This window comes from Micrococcus sp. TA1 (genome assembly GCF_014199555.1).
GTDB lineage: Bacteria > Actinomycetota > Actinomycetes > Actinomycetales > Micrococcaceae > Citricoccus.
In genome coordinates, this window is sequence record NZ_JACHNW010000001.1 from 1,399,080 (window position 1) to 1,414,503 (window position 15,424).

General features: G+C 66.4%; 19 protein-coding genes, 1 tRNA gene and 2 pseudogenes. 13 read left to right on the top strand and 9 right to left on the bottom strand.

Features of this window, described 5'->3' with window-relative positions; genetic code table 11:
* The first annotated feature begins 54 nt into the window (after nt 1–54).
* Together GGQ69_RS06105 and GGQ69_RS06110 are read left to right on the top strand one after the other, a co-directional pair.
* A complete protein-coding gene (locus GGQ69_RS06105; protein ID WP_036272261.1) occupies nt 55–360 on the top strand; it encodes a winged helix-turn-helix domain-containing protein in 306 nt (101 codons plus the stop codon).
* Nucleotides 361–418: 58 nt separating this feature from the next.
* Nucleotides 419–697, top strand: a complete 279-nt coding sequence (locus GGQ69_RS06110; protein ID WP_028495567.1) for a helix-turn-helix domain-containing protein — start codon at nt 419–421, stop codon at nt 695–697.
* Between the two features lie 42 nt (nt 698–739).
* On the opposite strand, the gene GGQ69_RS06115 is transcribed toward GGQ69_RS06110, so the two are convergent.
* Nucleotides 740–1,246, bottom strand: coding sequence for a hypothetical protein (locus GGQ69_RS06115; RefSeq protein WP_155947953.1), 507 nt, complete (start codon nt 1,244–1,246; stop codon nt 740–742).
* A gap of 281 nt (nt 1,247–1,527) precedes the next feature.
* On the opposite strand from GGQ69_RS06115, the gene GGQ69_RS06120 reads away from it, so the two are divergent.
* From GGQ69_RS06120 to GGQ69_RS06135, 4 genes are all read left to right on the top strand, one after another.
* A complete protein-coding gene (locus GGQ69_RS06120) occupies nt 1,528–2,571 on the top strand; it encodes a TerC family protein (RefSeq protein WP_183525924.1) in 1,044 nt (347 codons plus the stop codon).
* A gap of 205 nt (nt 2,572–2,776) precedes the next feature.
* A complete protein-coding gene (locus GGQ69_RS06125) occupies nt 2,777–3,025 on the top strand; it encodes a hypothetical protein (protein WP_183525927.1) in 249 nt (82 codons plus the stop codon).
* A 2-nt stretch (nt 3,026–3,027) separates the two neighbouring features.
* Complete coding sequence (locus GGQ69_RS06130; RefSeq protein ID WP_183525930.1) at nt 3,028–3,501, top strand: hypothetical protein; 474 nt, start codon at nt 3,028–3,030, stop codon at nt 3,499–3,501.
* 111 nt (nt 3,502–3,612) lie between these two features.
* Nucleotides 3,613–4,530 carry a cation-transporting ATPase gene (locus GGQ69_RS06135; protein ID WP_183525933.1) on the top strand — a complete coding sequence of 306 codons (918 nt, stop codon included), beginning with the start codon at nt 3,613–3,615 and terminating at the stop codon, nt 4,528–4,530.
* A 110-nt stretch (nt 4,531–4,640) separates the two neighbouring features.
* Here the strand turns inward: GGQ69_RS06135 and GGQ69_RS06140 are convergent, their stop codons facing one another.
* Nucleotides 4,641–5,279, bottom strand: a complete 639-nt coding sequence (locus tag GGQ69_RS06140; RefSeq protein WP_183525935.1) for an SNF2-related protein — start codon at nt 5,277–5,279, stop codon at nt 4,641–4,643.
* 23 nt (nt 5,280–5,302) lie between these two features.
* Entirely contained in the window at nt 5,303–6,700 is a 1,398-nt protein-coding gene (locus GGQ69_RS06145) for an IS30 family transposase (protein WP_183525938.1), read from the bottom strand.
* Between the two features lie 46 nt (nt 6,701–6,746).
* On the opposite strand from GGQ69_RS06145, the pseudogene GGQ69_RS06150 reads away from it, so the two are divergent.
* Nucleotides 6,747–7,037: pseudogene (locus GGQ69_RS06150) on the top strand (IS3 family transposase); the annotation flags it as partial.
* 174 nt (nt 7,038–7,211) lie between these two features.
* Here the strand turns inward: GGQ69_RS06150 and GGQ69_RS16460 are convergent.
* The 3 genes and pseudogenes from GGQ69_RS16460 to GGQ69_RS06160 form a co-directional block, all read right to left on the bottom strand.
* Nucleotides 7,212–7,538: pseudogene (locus tag GGQ69_RS16460) on the bottom strand (Fic/DOC family protein); the annotation flags it as partial.
* Between the two features lie 129 nt (nt 7,539–7,667).
* Nucleotides 7,668–7,868 carry a hypothetical protein gene (locus GGQ69_RS06155; RefSeq protein WP_183525941.1) on the bottom strand — a complete coding sequence of 67 codons (201 nt, stop codon included), beginning with the start codon at nt 7,866–7,868 and terminating at the stop codon, nt 7,668–7,670.
* Between the two features lie 108 nt (nt 7,869–7,976).
* Entirely contained in the window at nt 7,977–8,204 is a 228-nt protein-coding gene (locus GGQ69_RS06160; RefSeq protein WP_221243356.1) for a helix-turn-helix domain-containing protein, read from the bottom strand.
* Nucleotides 8,205–8,300: 96 nt separating this feature from the next.
* On the opposite strand from GGQ69_RS06160, the gene GGQ69_RS06165 reads away from it, so the two are divergent.
* Nucleotides 8,301–8,954, top strand: coding sequence for a helix-turn-helix domain-containing protein (locus tag GGQ69_RS06165; RefSeq protein ID WP_183525944.1), 654 nt, complete (start codon nt 8,301–8,303; stop codon nt 8,952–8,954).
* Complete coding sequence (locus GGQ69_RS06170; RefSeq protein ID WP_183525947.1) at nt 8,951–10,210, top strand: tyrosine-type recombinase/integrase; 1,260 nt, start codon at nt 8,951–8,953, stop codon at nt 10,208–10,210. The genes GGQ69_RS06165 and GGQ69_RS06170 overlap by 4 nt, the downstream gene beginning before the upstream one ends.
* A 32-nt stretch (nt 10,211–10,242) precedes the next feature.
* On the opposite strand, the gene GGQ69_RS06175 is transcribed toward GGQ69_RS06170, so the two are convergent.
* Both GGQ69_RS06175 and GGQ69_RS06180 read right to left on the bottom strand, forming a co-directional pair.
* Entirely contained in the window at nt 10,243–10,917 is a 675-nt protein-coding gene (locus tag GGQ69_RS06175) for an alpha/beta fold hydrolase (protein WP_183525950.1), read from the bottom strand.
* 159 nt (nt 10,918–11,076) lie between these two features.
* Nucleotides 11,077–11,160, bottom strand: a tRNA-Leu gene (locus GGQ69_RS06180).
* A gap of 113 nt (nt 11,161–11,273) precedes the next feature.
* Here GGQ69_RS06180 and GGQ69_RS06185 point away from each other — a divergent pair.
* Both GGQ69_RS06185 and GGQ69_RS06190 read left to right on the top strand, forming a co-directional pair.
* Nucleotides 11,274–12,611, top strand: coding sequence for a M20/M25/M40 family metallo-hydrolase (locus GGQ69_RS06185; RefSeq protein ID WP_183525953.1), 1,338 nt, complete (start codon nt 11,274–11,276; stop codon nt 12,609–12,611).
* An 88-nt stretch (nt 12,612–12,699) separates the two neighbouring features.
* Nucleotides 12,700–13,872: an acyl-CoA dehydrogenase family protein gene (locus GGQ69_RS06190; RefSeq protein WP_183525955.1), complete on the top strand. Its 1,173-nt coding sequence runs from the start codon at nt 12,700–12,702 to the stop codon at nt 13,870–13,872.
* Between the two features lie 9 nt (nt 13,873–13,881).
* On the opposite strand, the gene GGQ69_RS06195 is transcribed toward GGQ69_RS06190, so the two are convergent.
* Entirely contained in the window at nt 13,882–14,118 is a 237-nt protein-coding gene (locus GGQ69_RS06195) for a DUF5703 family protein (protein WP_010142684.1), read from the bottom strand.
* Between the two features lie 84 nt (nt 14,119–14,202).
* On the opposite strand from GGQ69_RS06195, the gene GGQ69_RS06200 reads away from it, so the two are divergent.
* Nucleotides 14,203–14,469, top strand: a complete 267-nt coding sequence (locus tag GGQ69_RS06200; protein ID WP_183525958.1) for a hypothetical protein — start codon at nt 14,203–14,205, stop codon at nt 14,467–14,469.
* 112 nt (nt 14,470–14,581) lie between these two features.
* Nucleotides 14,582–15,415 carry an undecaprenyl-diphosphate phosphatase gene (locus GGQ69_RS06205; protein ID WP_183525961.1) on the top strand — a complete coding sequence of 278 codons (834 nt, stop codon included), beginning with the start codon at nt 14,582–14,584 and terminating at the stop codon, nt 15,413–15,415.
* The last annotated feature ends 9 nt before the right edge of the window (nt 15,416–15,424 follow it).

Here is a 15,424-nt window from a genome sequence, read left to right on the forward strand (position 1 = left end):
GATTCGGTAAATGCGTATGCGGAAACGAGTGGGGTGGAACGGTAAGATGGGGTGATGGCGCAGTGGACCTTTCTCACCAATCACGCCCATGTTCTGCTGTGCGTGGCAGCCAACCCGCAGATTCTGTTGCGGGACGTCGCGAGCCTGGTGGGGGTGACCGAGCGTGCGGCGCAACGCATCGTCAGTGAGCTTGAGCAGGAGGGGTACCTGACCCGGGAGCGGGTCGGGCGGCGCAACACCTACCGGCTCAACCCGGACCGTCCGTTGCGGCACCCCCTGGATCGGGGCCATCACATCGGCGAACTCCTGGCCGTCTTCTCGGCGTCGGATGCATCAGAACACGCGCCCAGCGCAGCCTGATCTCAGCCGCGCGTTCGCAAGGGCTCGCCGGTAGGCGCTACGCAGGAGGAGGGGAGCGATGGCCGAGTGGACGTTCTTGACGCATCACGCGCACGTATTGCTCGCGATTGCGGGTAACCCAGACGCGACCGTCCGTGATATCGCTGCGGTGGTCGGAATCTCTACACGCTCGGCGCTCACGATCCTCAACGATCTCGAGAACGCTGGGTATCTGGAGCGGGAGAAGCGCGGACGACGCAACCACTACGTCCTGTATCAGGACCGTCCGCTGCGGCATCCCGCGAACGCCGCGCATACCGTGGACGACCTGATCCGCGCACTGCTGGACATCCACTAGACCCGCTCGTTGTCGCTCGGCTGAACGGGCACCCGGACGCGGTCAGTGCACGAGTGCCTTGAGGGCGATCAGAGCGAGTCCCATTCCTGCCGTTGCGGCGGCGGTTGCCACCTTCACCACCGTGGAGGCATTGCGTTGCCGGGCCGCCCACCATCCCAATATGGCGAGGCTGACGACACCTCCCCACAGAGAAATGTCCACGGCGACATTCATCGAGAGTCCGAGGAACACGGCTACGGTCAGACAGGCGACCGGGACGATGAGTGCCCACAGGAGTCCTGCGGAGCGCTGCAGTCCTTCGCGGACCGCTTCCCGCCAGCTCATCGCACGGTTTCCGACGATCTCGGCGTAGACGTGTGCACCCCAGAACACGAGGACGGTCCCGATGGTGCGGGCGATGAGGACCGGCAGTGTCGGGTTGTAGAGAGAGTACGCGGAAATGAGACCCGCGGTCAGCACGGTCCCGTAAACGGCCTCCGCGTTCATTGCCCGAGACACCCACGGGTAGCGTCGGAGCCCCGCATCGAGGTCGAATCCTGAACCCTTCACCCACCCACCCTATTTCGCCGCGTAGCTGACGAGCAACCGGGATTCAGCGTAGTCGCGTCAGACGGCCGTCACGGCGGCCGGAACTCGTCCATGTGCAGAGCGTGGCTCCGGACCTGTTTCGCGAGCAGACTTGACATGAAGCATACTTCTCCTGTTTGATGGCTCGAGAAGGGGAGTAATCCTCGCTCCGCATCGTCAATACGTTCCCTCCGCGGGATCCGGTGCGCAGGGGCCCGCCAGGCCGATGAGACCTTCACGAATCTTTCGTGGAGGTCTTTGTCATGACTGTCCCTTTGTGGGCCTGGTTCGCCGTTCTGGGTGTGATCCTGGTCATGCTCGCCGTTGATCTGGTCGCGCACCGTAAGGCGCATGTGATCGGGGTGCGGGAAGCCGCGGTTTGGTCGATCGTCTGGGTGACGCTCGGTGTCGCGTTCGGTGTGCTGGTCTGGTCGCTGTGGGGGGCGGAGTACGGGCAGCAGTACTTCGCCGGCTACCTGATCGAGAAATCCCTCGCGGTGGACAACGTGTTCGTCTGGGCGATCATCTTCGCCGCATTCGCCGTCCCCCGCGAGTACCAGCACCGGGTGCTCTTCCTCGGCGTCCTGGGCGCCCTGATCTTCCGCGGGATCTTCATCGCCGCCGGCGCCGCACTGATCGAGAACTTCGCCTGGATCCTGTACGTGTTTGCCGCGTTCCTGATCTACACCGGATGGCGGATGTTCCGCTCCCGCAACGACCACATTCACCCCGAGAAGTCCAAGATCCTCAAGGCCTTCCGCCGGTTCGTGCCGATGACCGACGCCTACCACGGGCAGAAGTTCCTGATCCGCAAAGCCGGAATCGTGGTGGCGACGCCGCTCTTGGCGGTGCTGGTCCTGGTGGAGATCACCGACATCATCTTCGCCGTCGACTCCATCCCCGCGATCTTCGCCGTCACCTCCGAACCGTTCCTGGTGTTCACCGCCAACGCGTTCGCCATCCTGGGGCTGCGTGCGATGTACTTCCTCCTCGCCGACCTCATCCACCGGTTCATCTACCTCAAGGTCGGGCTCGCGTTCGTCCTGATCTGGGTGGGCATCAAGATGCTCCTCCTGGACGTCCTCTACATCCCGACCACCATCAGCCTCGCCGTGGTGGCCACCATCATCACCGTCTCGATCGTCGCCAGCCTCCGTGCCACCCGAGGCCAAGGACGACGTGAGGTGCAAACCGAAGCCGCCGGGGCGTTCCGCCTCGCCAGTGACGAGGAGCTCGCCGCCGCGGAGCCGGTCTTCCGCCGCCGCGGCAGAGTGCCCGCAGAACGGAAGGTGAGTTCCGATGACTGACCGTGACCCCTCGGCGGCCCTGGCCCCCGATTCCCAGCCGGTGAGGAGGGGTCGCCGAGGTTCGACGGTGGCGGTAGTTGTGTTGCCGCTGCTCGCTGTGACCGGGATTCTCGCAGTCGCGTGGACTGTCGGTGTCGGTGACCGCTGCGGCGGACCTCTGCCGGGGTGCGGGAGTCTGCGCAACGCGGGAGACAATCCGGTCACCGTGCGTGAGGTCACGGATCAATCCGTGACGGACGTTGTCGTCGCGGCGGGGCAGCGGGTCTTGCTCGGCGGCTCGAGCAACGAGCTGCACGTGGATGCGGGGCAGTGCCTCATCGTCGAGGGAGGTCCGTCCTGGGACGCCCGGACGGTGATCGACCGGACTGCTGCGGCCACCGGTGTGTTGCATCCGATTGATGACTGGGGCGCGCGTGTGCAGCTACACGACGATGCCTGCCCGGATCGGAGCTGATCGTGATCACGAAAGAACACGATCTGTGCTTGCTGCATTACGGTCAGCTCACCACCCCGATCGACCGCGTCAGCCACGAAGCGCCCGTATGGCCCAACGATCTCCGCTCGTTCGTCGGGGACGGTGATCTGTGCGTGCACATCGCCCTGCCGCGCCAAAGAGTCCGGTGGAACGGACTGTTCACCGCGGTTCGGCTCCTCGCAGAGCGCACCGCACATGTGGGAGTACACGTGCAGCCGGAGCGGGCAGGGTTCAGCCTCGACCCGGCGGTCTTGCTGCATTCTCGCACTCGACGGCACCGCGAGATTCTCACCGCGGTGCTCGCGGATGCCGCCGCCGCGAGGGTTGAGCTGACCTCCGAGCAGGTGCGCGTCGAATCCTACTCAGCCACACGTTCTTCCCTCCGCCTCCCACCCTCCGCAGGTCGGGCACAGGCGTGGGGAGTGATGTCCGTGGCATGGCTCCCGCTCGCCTGACCTGCCACGTGATCGACCAACGTTCGCGAAGCAGGAGGGACGTCCACTCGCCCGGAAGAGGCGCACTCACGTTCCACAGAACCCCAGCACCTACCCAGAAGGAAGACGCTCATGACCCTGTTTGACCGCCTCACCGGCCTGGCCCAACGGGCACTCAACAAGACCCCCGCGCCTGCGCAGACCCCTGGCAGCGAACCGCGCGACTGGAAAAGCACACTGCGTGGTGCGGTGGGCGCGATCACCGGCGCCGCGCCCACCCCGCCTGCCCCGGGCAGCGCGCCGGCGACACCCGTCCCGCCAGCGGGACCCGGGCATCCGCTCAGCCCACCTGCCGGCGCACCCGCCGGCACTGCACCCTCGAAGACCGTCGGGCTGACCTCACCCCCGGCAAACGATCACGCGTCCGAGCGTGCCGCAGTGGCCCGCTACGAATACCTCCTACATACCGCCGAGCCTGCCCAGTTGGAGCGGATCCACGCCGATGCGTTCAGCCGACTCACTCCTGCAGAACGCAACCAAATCCAGGCGCGACTGCGGACCGAACTCCCCCTCGCAGAACAGCCCCGCACATCCCAACCGGCTGATCTTGCCCGCACCGCCACCCGCGCCGAGGCAGCTCGGCCTGGTGCTCTGGCTGGGATCCTCGCTCGTACCCCTCGAACCGGTAACGCCACCACCGGGCAGAGGGCCGGCGTGGCCGCCGCCGGTGCTGCCGGTGGGCTCTTGGTTGTCGTCGCTGCCGGCGCGATCGGAAGTACCATTGCCGCGCCTCTTCTTGCCGAAGCGCTCACCGCGGGCGTCGATTTCGATGCTCTTGCCGGCGCGATCGACCTTTCCGCGCTTGCCACGGGACTGGAGGACGTCACCGCCACAGCCACCGACTTTGCCGGCGGGGCGAGTGATCTAGCTGGCGGGGCGAGCGACCTCGCTGCCGGAGCCACAGCGGGCTTGGGCGAGAACATCAGTGGCTTCGGGGAACAGCTCTCCAACATTGACATCCCTGGCTGGGGAAACCTCTTCGGCAGATGACTGAGGCCATCACGTCATTTGACCTCGGGCTGCGACTGGGGTGGCCATCGGAGTGAATTAGTCGGCTGCGAGAGGTCGACGCTCCGCGCAACCGACCAATACTGCACCCCTCAGTATTGACTCTCCGCCAGTCGCACACATGGGCTGACTGATGACCGACGTGGTGCCCGTCGTGCTGGAACGGTTCGAAAGGAATGGCCTCCAGGTCTGGCCCATGCTGGCCGAAAACCCAGACCGGTACATATGGGATGGACTAGCCTTCGGTGCTGGAGTCCGAGGTCCTCGTCAGGCTCAAGGTAAAGACCTAGCTGATTGGCAACATCGCGGAACCGTATGTTGTAGGGCGTCGCCGTGAGCAGAAGCACCTTTGAGTTGTAGTTGCGGATGTACTCCAGGAGCGCCTTGTAGTCCTGGCGACTGTCGCTGCGCATCGTGTGCGACTCATCGACGATGACGAACTGATACCTGCCCAGGTCCGGCAACCGCTTCGCGGCCATGGAGTAGGGCACGACTGTGGCGTTGAGCTCGTACTTCTCCTTGTACTCCCACCACATCTTCTCGAGGTTCGGTGGACAGACGATGAGAGTGCGGTAGCCCTCCGCCTCGTTGAGCATCATCGCCGTCGCCGTGGCGGTGATGGTCTTGCCGAGCCCAACTACGTCTCCGAGCATGGCGCCGCCGCGGGTCATGATGCGCCGACTGAGGGTCTTGACGGCACTCTCCTGATACTCCAGCAGCTGATTCCGCATAGACGGCGGCAAGGTGGCCGTATTCAACCGGTCGTCGCAACGATTGTTTGTTGGGTCGATCGTAGTAGCTCTTCGAAGGCCTCGGCGGGGGTGCGCCAGTCGAGGATTTCTCGCGGGCGGTTGTTGATCGCGTCCGCGACGGCGGTGATCTCTGCCGCGTTCCACCGGGAGAGATCTGTGCCCTTGGGGAAGTACTGGCGTAGGAGCCCGTTGAGGTGCTCGTTGCTGCCGCGCTGCCAGGGGCTCTTCGGATCGGCGAAATAGACCGGCAGCCCGATCTCAGTCGTAAGCAACCGGTGCGCGGAGAGCTCTTTGCCGCGATCCCAGGTCAGCGAACGACGTAATGCCGCGGGTAGCGTGGAGAACGTCGCCGTGAGAGCGTTCTTCGTCGTGATCGCGCCATACCCCGCCAGCGCGGGGCCGTTCTTGCGTGGTGGGATGATCCCGTATCCGGCCTGACGTGGAAGATGAACGAGCATCGCGAATCGTGTGGTCCGATCCACGAGCGTGGCGATCGCGGAGCGCTTCAACCCGATGATGAGGTCGCCTTCCCAATGCCCTGCAGTTTTGCGATCCGTTGCCTCCTTCGGGCGTTTCGATAGCACCGTGTCTTCGGTGACGTGAGCCCATGCCTGCTGCCTGGTCCGGGCCCTTGGCATGCGCTTGGTGCGTCCTCGACGTAGATGCCAGGACCGATGCCGCTCCAGTCCGCCGCGCGCTTCGACGTAGAGGGCCTGATAGATCGCTTCGTGCGAGATCCGCATCGAAGGATCGCCGGGGAAATCGATCGGTAGCCGCTTGGCGATCTGCCGTGGACTCCACGCCGTCACCCACTCCCGGTCCCCGCGATGCGGTTTGTTCTTCCCATCCCATGCAGGCCCGACCGGTCCGATCCGTGTGCCGTCCGCAGTGAAGATGCTGCCGCTGAGCTTGTCCTGGACGTAAGTGCGCAGCGCATCGTGGGTGACGAGCTTCGCGGTCTTCGGCCTGCGCGCTCGACGCTCCGCATGCCACTGCGCCGTCGATGCCTTGTACTCGAGCCGATACGTGCGCGTGGACGCATTGCGCCGCAACTCCCGCGAGATCGTCGATGGTGCACGCCCCAAGCGTCCGGCGATCTCACGCACGCCAGCTCCTTGCGCCCGCCACAGCGCGATGTTCTCACGTTCTGGCGGCGACAGATATCGACCAGACACTGTGGGAGGCAGTTGCGGATTCACACCACCAGCGTCGCGGAACCACCGGTGCGCGACCGGCTCCGAAACACCCCCAGCGTCGCCCGCCTCGCGAGTCTTCTTCCCCGCAGCGATCGCTATCCAGAATCGCACCCGATCTTGCCGCCACGCGACCGTCGGCCGCCCAGGAGACACGATCTGCCCCCGATACGCCCGCACCTGCTTCTGCCTGTCCCACACGCTCATCCAATACCCCGATTCGCCGGTGTTGCGACGACCGGTTGAATACGGCCAATTTCGTTCCCAAAACTTCCAAGGTGCGCTACGTCGGCATCAGTTACAGGGGTCGATGGGGCGTGTGGGTGCTGCCGGGGATAACGCGGCGATGGAGAGCTTCTTCTCGTTACTGCAGAAGAACGTGCTTGATCGGACGGTGTGGGCGACCAGAGAAGAACTTCGTTTAGCGATCGTTTCCTGGGTCGAGGGGAAGTATCACCGTAAACGTCGCCAGCGTCGATTGGGCAGACTGACGCCAGTGGAGTTTGAAGTTGTTAATGTAGGCAGCGTCGCACTCGCGGCGTGAAGAGAAACCCGAGTCAACACAACCGACATCAGACCCGTAGAGGTTCGGCCGGACCAGCGCGTCGATGCCTGTGTGGTCTTCCACGATGGCGAGAGTGCGGGCATGGGCGAACACGTCGCCGGGAATCTGCGACCAGTCGATAACCCATCCGGCATCGCGGGCGAGCTGGTTGAACATGATGTGCTGACTGCGCGTGTTCACATCACGGAACGGATGAATCGCCGTCGTCTCACCCCACACCCACGCCAGCCCATCGGAGAACGCATCCGCATCCAGTCCGCGGAGGTGGTCACGGGCGGCGAGTTCACCGAAGACACGCTCAGCCTCGGGCACGATGAACGGCGGTCGGCAATGCGCGATGCCCGTGCCGTCGGGGTGAGTGTCGGTATCGCGGATGTCGCCACCCCGGACATACAGATCGGCAGTCAGATGCTGATGGATGGCCTGCAAGTGGGGCAGGTCGTACCGTCCGGGGATGGGGTGCTCGGTGAGTTCGACCATGCGCTGATGGATCGCGGCCGTCTCGACGGCTTTCCATCGGTCGTAGTCGGTGATGCCGAGCTTGTTGATCAGAACGAGGCTGTTCGGGTAGCTGTAGCGGTCGGGCACTGGTACTCCTGCCCGGACGGGTTACTTCTCGGGGAAGCGGTCGAGCGCCGCGGCGATCGCCTCGCGCGCCGCTTCATCCGCGGACAGTTCCCCGCGCACCTGACGTCGGGCGATCTCTCGATCTGCGTCAGTGACGACTGCACCGGCAGTGACCTGCCCGGCCTCGACCTCCGCGAGCACGCGCCGGACATGGGCCTCGGATACGGGAGTCTTGAGAGCCATGCGGGGGCCTCCTTGTGGTCGGCGTTCTCAGATCAGTTTACGTCGCTCCGCCGACATTCACCGGGAAGCCTGGTACGGCGGTGCCGATTCGGCACCGCCGATGGAGCGTCAGGACTCGCCGCCGTCGACGGCGGTATCTGCGAAGAGAGCGAGGAACTTCTCGCGGGGGATCACGATGCGTCGCCCGAGCTTCACATGCGGGATGGTGCCCTCGTTGATGCTCGTGGTGATCGTGCGGGGATCGACGCCGAGGGCTTCGGCTGCTTCCTTGCGGGTGATGACGAGGCTGCGCCGCTTACGGAGGTCGTCCATGTCGAGGGTGCTCTGCCGCATCATCACACCATCCGTTCGTATCAGCGCCGAGAAATGTGGTTCATCCCACCGTAGAGAATCGCACTTGCGCTGTCAAGCATTGCGCTGTAGTTTTCTACTATGGAAACAGGCAGGGTGCGGGGCAACCCCGCAGGCATCACGAACACGCACGTCGCGCAGAACATCCGAGCCGCCCGTCAAGCGATCGGCATGGACTTGCGCACCATGTCCGACGGGCTGAAAGCCGCCGGGCGCAAGCTCTCCACCTCCGGCATCAGCAAGCTAGAGGCCGGGGATCGCCGCGTCGACGTGGACGACCTGACCGTGATCGCCTACCTGCTGCGCACCACCCCCGCCGCGCTCCTGACCCCACCGGACGAGCAGACAACGCTCACCGGCGTTCCCGAGGGGTACGAGCCGGAAGAGATCGACCGGTGGATGCGTGGGGAACTCGTCCTCACCGACGAGGGACTGTTCAACTACTGGCAGCAGGAGTGGGTGATCTGCACCGACCGCATCCATCACCTCGAAACCACCCTCGCGGGCATGACCGCCCCGAGCAAGGACGACCCCGAGAAGACCCAGGCACACCCCAAGACCATCGCCGCCTACCAAGAGCGGCTGGACACGGCCAGAGCACGAGCGCGCGCAATCCGGGAACGCGGCGTGCAACTCGATCCCGAGGGGCGAGTGTTCAACGCCGCCGACTACATCGACAACTACGCCCAGACGCACCAGCCCGGCACGACGACGGCAAGGAGCACACGGTCATGACCACGAAGCAGCCCGCAGGGCAGGGCAGCAAGGGTGAGAAGCAGCAGCGGCGCTCCCGCTCCCGACAGCCCGGCTCGATCCAGACCTACGACACCGACAAGGGCAAGCGGTGGCGGTTCCAGATCTACGTCCCGAAAGACCCCGAATACCCCGAGATGGGATCACGCAGGCTCACCCGCTCCGGGTTCACCAGCACCGACGAGGCGAACGACGCCTTGCAGGAGGCGTTGAAGCAGCGCAAGCAGAACGAGAAGTTCGGCAACAAGGTGCCGACCGTGGGCACCTATGCGGATGAGTGGATGGCAGGGCTCAAGCTCGCGGCGTCCACGATCAAGGGGTACAAGAAGATCATCCGCAACCACATCCGGCCCCAGCTCGGCGCGATCCGGCTCGACAAGCTCACCGCCACCCGCATCGCGCGCCACTACCGCGACCTCGAAGCCCACGGCCGCCGCGACGAATATGGCAAAGGACACCCGCTCTCTGCCAACAGCGTCCACAAGGTGCACGTCGTGCTCGGGGCGATCCTCGACGCCGCGATAGACGACGGGCACCTGGCGGTGAACCCCGCGAAAAAGAAGCGCACGGTGAAGCCGCCGAAGTCCAGCGAGGTGCGGGCGCAGAAACCCGAGATCGCGACGTGGACGGCCGAGCAGTTGCAGACCTTCCTCACCTGGAACCGCGACACCCTCGAAGACGAGCTGTTCCCGCTCTGGCGGCTCATCGCCTACACGGGCATGCGTCGCTCAGAAGCGCTCGCCCTCAAGTGGTCGGACATCAACGCGAAGACGATGCGGGTCAGCATCCGCCGCGCGGTCGACACCGACGACTGGACGAAGACGAAGACCACCAAGACTGGACAGGCCCGCGTCATCGACGTGGACGCCGAGACGTTGAAGGTGCTCGCGTCGTACAAGGTCACGCGGGCTGCGGTGTCGTTCGAGCTGGCGAAAGCCGATGCCTACGTTTTCGGAGACGATGACGGAAAGCTCCGCTCACCCGACGCGATGACGAGTCGCTGGGATCGCCGCCTCAAGTGGGTGACCGCGAAGTTCGACTCCCTGCATCGGGTCACGATCAAGGGGCTGCGTCACACCCACGCGACCCTGCTGCTCGAACTCGGGGAGCACCCCAAGGTCGTGCAGGAGCGGTTGGGTCACTCAACGATCACGACGACGATGAACATCTACTCCCACGTCACCCCAACCATGCAGAGGTCCGCAGTAGACCGCTTCGCCGCCCACCTCGGCTCCTGAACCGCGCACGAGCGACGAATATCCTCGGTTCGTCAGCGCGTGTCAGCGTCCTGCGCGCTCACGCGAGTCAGGAAATCTCCCAGCAGCGTCGCGAAGGCCTCGGGTGCCTGCATGTGCGACTGATGCCCCGCGCCAGGAATGATGCCTAACTCCGCGCCGTGGATGCCCGCCGCGAGAGCGCGAGCGGCAGGCATGTTCGGACGATCCTTCTCACCGCACAGCACCAGCGTCGGAGACGACACCTCATCGAGCTGACCTGAGAAATCGGCACGGCTGACCGCTCGCATCACCGACAGCATCACGTCCTTGCGCGCACCCTGCTTCTCCAACACCTTGGCCGGAAGCAGGCGGAACACCGCACCCTGCACAGCCATGAGCGCACGCGGCGGCTTGACCTGGCCTGCCGCCAACGTCAGCGACCGCACCCGCTCCGCGTGATCGAGCGCGAACTGCAACGCGATCATCGCCCCCAGCGACAGCCCGCACAGATGCACCCTGTCAGCCCCGTGCCGCTCAACATGCTCCAACACCGTGTCCGACGCACCATCGAGGCTGAACGAGGTCGCCCCATCAGACCCGCCACCGGAGCCGAAGACGTCCACAGCCAACGAGTCGAAGCCAGACGGCAACGCGGCACGCTGCGCATCCCAGGCATCCGCACTCTCGCCCATCCCGTGCAGGAACACGACGGTCTGGGCGGCTTGCATACCCTCCATGATCCCACGGCACCAACAGCAGAGAAGCGCCGAACGAAGCCACTCAGACGGCGACCGGCGCAAGGACTTAGCACTTTTTCTAGCACTTCCAACGAAAACGACCCCTGACCTTGGGAACTAAATCCCAGGTCAGGGGCCATTTCATTCGCGTGCGCGAGGGGGGACTTGAACCCCCACGCCCTTTCGGGCACAGCGACCTCAACGCTGCGCGTCTGCCAATTCCGCCACTCGCGCGCACTGTCTGCCACCTCGAAAGGCAGCGTTGAATATCCTAGCACGTCCCAGGAGGTGCCGTTGACCACCGCCCGGGACGGCAGGGGGCGGCGGGCGTCGATAGGGTGGTTCCCATGACCTCCGCGCCCCTTCCCGGCCCCGGCCTCCCGCAGGACTCCGCCTACCACGACGAGGTGGTCCGCATCTGCCGGGACCTGATCCGGATCGACACCTCCAACCACGGCGGCAACGTCTCCCGCGGCGAGCCGGAGGCGGCCGAGTACTGTGCGGCGCTGATGCGCGACGCCGGCATGGAGCCCCGGGTCTTCGAGTCCGCCCCCGGCCGGGCCTCCGTCGTGGGGCGCGTGGCCGGCTGGGACCGCCAGGCCCCGGCCCTCGTACTCCACGGGCACCTGGACGTGGTCCCCGCCGAGGCCTCCGAGTGGAGCGTGGACCCGTTCGCCGCCGAGCTCAGGGACGGCATGATCTGGGGCCGGGGGGCCGTGGACATGAAGGGCATGGACGCGATGATCCTCACCGTCCTGGGTGAGGTGCACCGTTCCGGCCGCCGGCCCCGTCGTGACCTCGTGGTCGCGTTCTTCGCCGACGAGGAGGCCGGCGGCGTGTACGGTGCCCGCTGGCTGGTGGACCACCACCCGGAACTCTTCGCCGGTGCCACGGAGGCCGTCAGCGAGGTCGGCGGGTTCTCCACGGAGATCCGGGGCCAGCGCGCCTACCTGCTCCAGACCGCGGAGAAGGGACTGGCCTGGCTGAACCTCACCGCCAGCGGAGCCCCAGGACACGGGTCCGGGGTCCATCCGGACAACGCGGTCACCCGGCTCTCCGGGGCCGTGCACCGGATCGGGCACCACGAGTGGCCCCTGCAGTACACGAAGACCACGCGGGCCCTGCTCGAACAGGTCGCGGAGATCTGTGGCGTGGAGTTCGACGAGACCGACCCCACCGCGCAGCTGGACGCCCTGGGCACCGCGGCCCGGTTCGTGGGCTCGACCCTGCGGAACAGCTCCAATCCGACCGGACTCACGGCCGGGTACAAGCACAACGTGATCCCGGGACGCGCCGAGGCCACCCTGGACGTGCGCTTCCTGCCGGGCCAGGAGGAGGAGGTCATGGACGTGCTGCGCGAACTGGCCGGAGACGGCGTCGACTTCGCCCACGAGCACCGGGACATCTCGCTGGAGGTGCCCTTCTCCGGAGACCTCGTCGACCTGATGGTGCGGTGCATCCAGGCCGAGGACCCCGGTGCCCCGGTGCTGCCGTTCATGATGTCCGGGGGGACCGACAACAAGTCGCTGTCCCGGCTCGGGATCGCCGGTTACGGATTCGCCCCCTTGCAGCTGCCGGCCGACCTCGACTTCACCGGCCTGTTCCACGGCATCGACGAGCGTGTCCCCGTCCAGTCCCTGGTCTTCGGGTGCCGGGTCCTGGCCCGCATGCTCGAACCGCGCTGACCCGCCGTGTCCGCCGGCCGCCGCTGGGCGCCGCCCGGCTCCGGCCCCGGCGTGAACCCCACCCCCTGTCTCGACGGAAGGATCACCCATGCCCGCCCCCTCCCATCCCCAGCTCGCCGCCGTCGGGACGGTGCTGACCGCGGACCTGCTGGCCGGCATCCGTGACCGGGCCGCCGGTTTCGACGAGGCCAACGCCTTCCCGCACGAGGACCTCCGGGCACTGGCCGCCGCCGGATACCTCGGCGCGCTGGCGCCCACCGGCGCGGGCGGACTGGGCTGGGACCTCGCGACCGTCGTCGCCGCCCAGCGGGTCCTGGCCATGCACTCCCCGGCCACGGCGCTGGCCGTGAACATGCACCAGATCTGGAACGGCGTGGCGTCCGTCCTGGCCCGCCGGGGTGACGACTCGTTGTCGTTCGTCCATCGCGAGTCGGCCGCCGGGGAGGTCTTCGCCTTCGGCATCTCCGAGGCGGGCAACGACGCCGTGCTGTTCGACTCCGACACGGTCGCCGAGCCCGTGGGCGACGGGTCCTACCGCTTCACGGGGACCAAGATCTTCACCACCCTGTCCCCGGCCTGGACCCGGCTGGGGGTCTTCGGCAAGACCCCGGACGGCGAGCAGCTGGTCTTCGGCTTCCTCGACCGCACCGCACCGGGCTGGAGCGCCGACGCATCCGCCTGGGACATGCTCGGCATGCGGGCCACCCACTCGCACACCACTCGCCTCGAGGGGGCGCCGGTCCCGGCCGAGCGGATCGTGCGGCACATCCCCACCGGCCCGAACGCGGACCCGCTGACGTTCGGCATCTTCGCCTCCTTCCTCACCCTGGTGGCCGCCGTCTACACCGGGATCGGGGACCGGGCGGTCGAGCTGGCCGTGCAGAACCTGGGCCGGCGCACCTCGAAGGTCACGGGTCAGGCCCTGTCGCAGGATCCGGTGCTGCGCTACAAGACCGCGGAGGCGTCACTGCGCCAGCTCGCGGTGGACGCCCAGCTGCGCTCGGTCGCCGCTGACCTCGACGCCGGCGCGGACCTGGGCGCGGAGTGGTTCCCCCGCCTCGTGGCCGCCAAGACCCTGGCCGTCCGCACGGCGAAGGCCCAGGCGGACTTCGCCCTCGAGGCCTCCGGTGGGGCGTCCTATCATCGCGGCAACGAACTGTCCCGGATCTACCGTGATGTCATGGCCGGGGTCTTCCATCCCTCGGACGACGAGTCCGCGCACACCACGCTGGCGAACTTCATGCTCGGCCCGCTGGAGTAGGGGAGCAGGTCAGGCCGGCAGCGTGGACTGCACCCGGATGATCCGCCGCCGCATCCAGTACCGGCGGGTGCCGCCGCGGTAGAGGATCGTGCGCTGCAGTTCCCACTTGCCGTACTCGGCGTGCTCCACCACCCGGCGCCGGGCCTCGGCGAGCGAGTCCCGGGGGGCGACCGTCATCACGAGGTACTCCCAGTTGTTCCGCCGGCTGATCGAGTCCAGTCCGCTGGTCAGCTCGCGTTCCTGCATGGTTCTCCTCCCGGTTCCGACACATGGGGCCCCAGACGTGAAAACCCTATGCCAGACCTCGAGCGAGCGGCTACCGTGGGGGCCATGAGCATCGATCCGCGCGTGGCCCTGGAGGCCCTGGTTTCCGCATTCCAAGAGCATCTGGCGGCCGCGACCGGCAAGCGTGACGATGACGATCCCGCGGTCGAGGCGGCGTTCTTCAGCGTGGCGGACGCCTTCGAGGCGTACGAGGACGCGCTCTATGCGGCGACCGGTGAGTTCACGCCGCTGGACGTCTACGACGATGACGAAGACGACGACGACAGCGACGACGCGCTGGAGGACGAGGACGACCTCGAGCCCATCGACTGATCGACCGGACCGCCGGGCCCCTCGTCCCGGGGGATGATCTTCCCCACGCCGCGACGCCACGGCAGGGTCGCGGGCCCGGTCAGGACCCGGTGGTGCCGTAGGGTTCTCTGATGTGAACTGGTTAGAAGCGATCATCCTGGGGCTGGTCCAGGGACTGACGGAATTCCTCCCCATCTCCTCCTCCGCCCACCTGAGGATCGTCGGGGAGTTCCTGCCGGGGGCCGCAGACCCGGGCGCCGCGTTCACCGCCATCACGCAGATCGGCACCGAGCTGGCCGTGCTGATCTTCTTCTGGAAGGACATCGTCCGGATCATCTCCCGGTGGTTTCGCTCCCTCACCGGCTCCGTGCCCCGCAACGATCCCGACGCCCGCATGGGCTGGCTGATCATCATCGGCTCCATCCCGATCGGCCTCGCCGGACTGCTCTTCGAGGACTACATCGACACCTCGTTCCGCTCGCTGTGGATCGTGGCCACCACCCTGATCGTCTTCGGCCTGCTGCTGGCCGTGGCCGACTCCCTGGGCCGCCAGGTCAAGCCGCTGGAGAAGCTGACCGTGCGCGACGGCATCCTCTACGGACTCGCCCAGATGATGGCCCTGATCCCGGGGGTCTCCCGGTCGGGCGGGACCATCACCATGGGCCTGGCGCTGGGGTACACCCGCGAGGCCGCCACCCGTTACGCCTTCCTGCTGGCGGTGCCGGCGGTGTTCGCCTCCGGGTTCTACAAGCTGTTCAAGGCCCTCGCCGAACCGGGCCAGCAGGGCGCCTACGGAATGGGGGAGACGTTGGTTGCGACGGTCGTCGCCTTCGTGGTGGGCTACGTCGTCATCGGCTGGCTCATGCGCTTCATCTCCACCAACTCGTTCAAGCCCTTCGTCTGGTACCGCATCGGCCTGGGCGTGATGCTGTACATCCTGCTCGGCCTGGGTGTCATCAGCGCCTGACCGCCACCC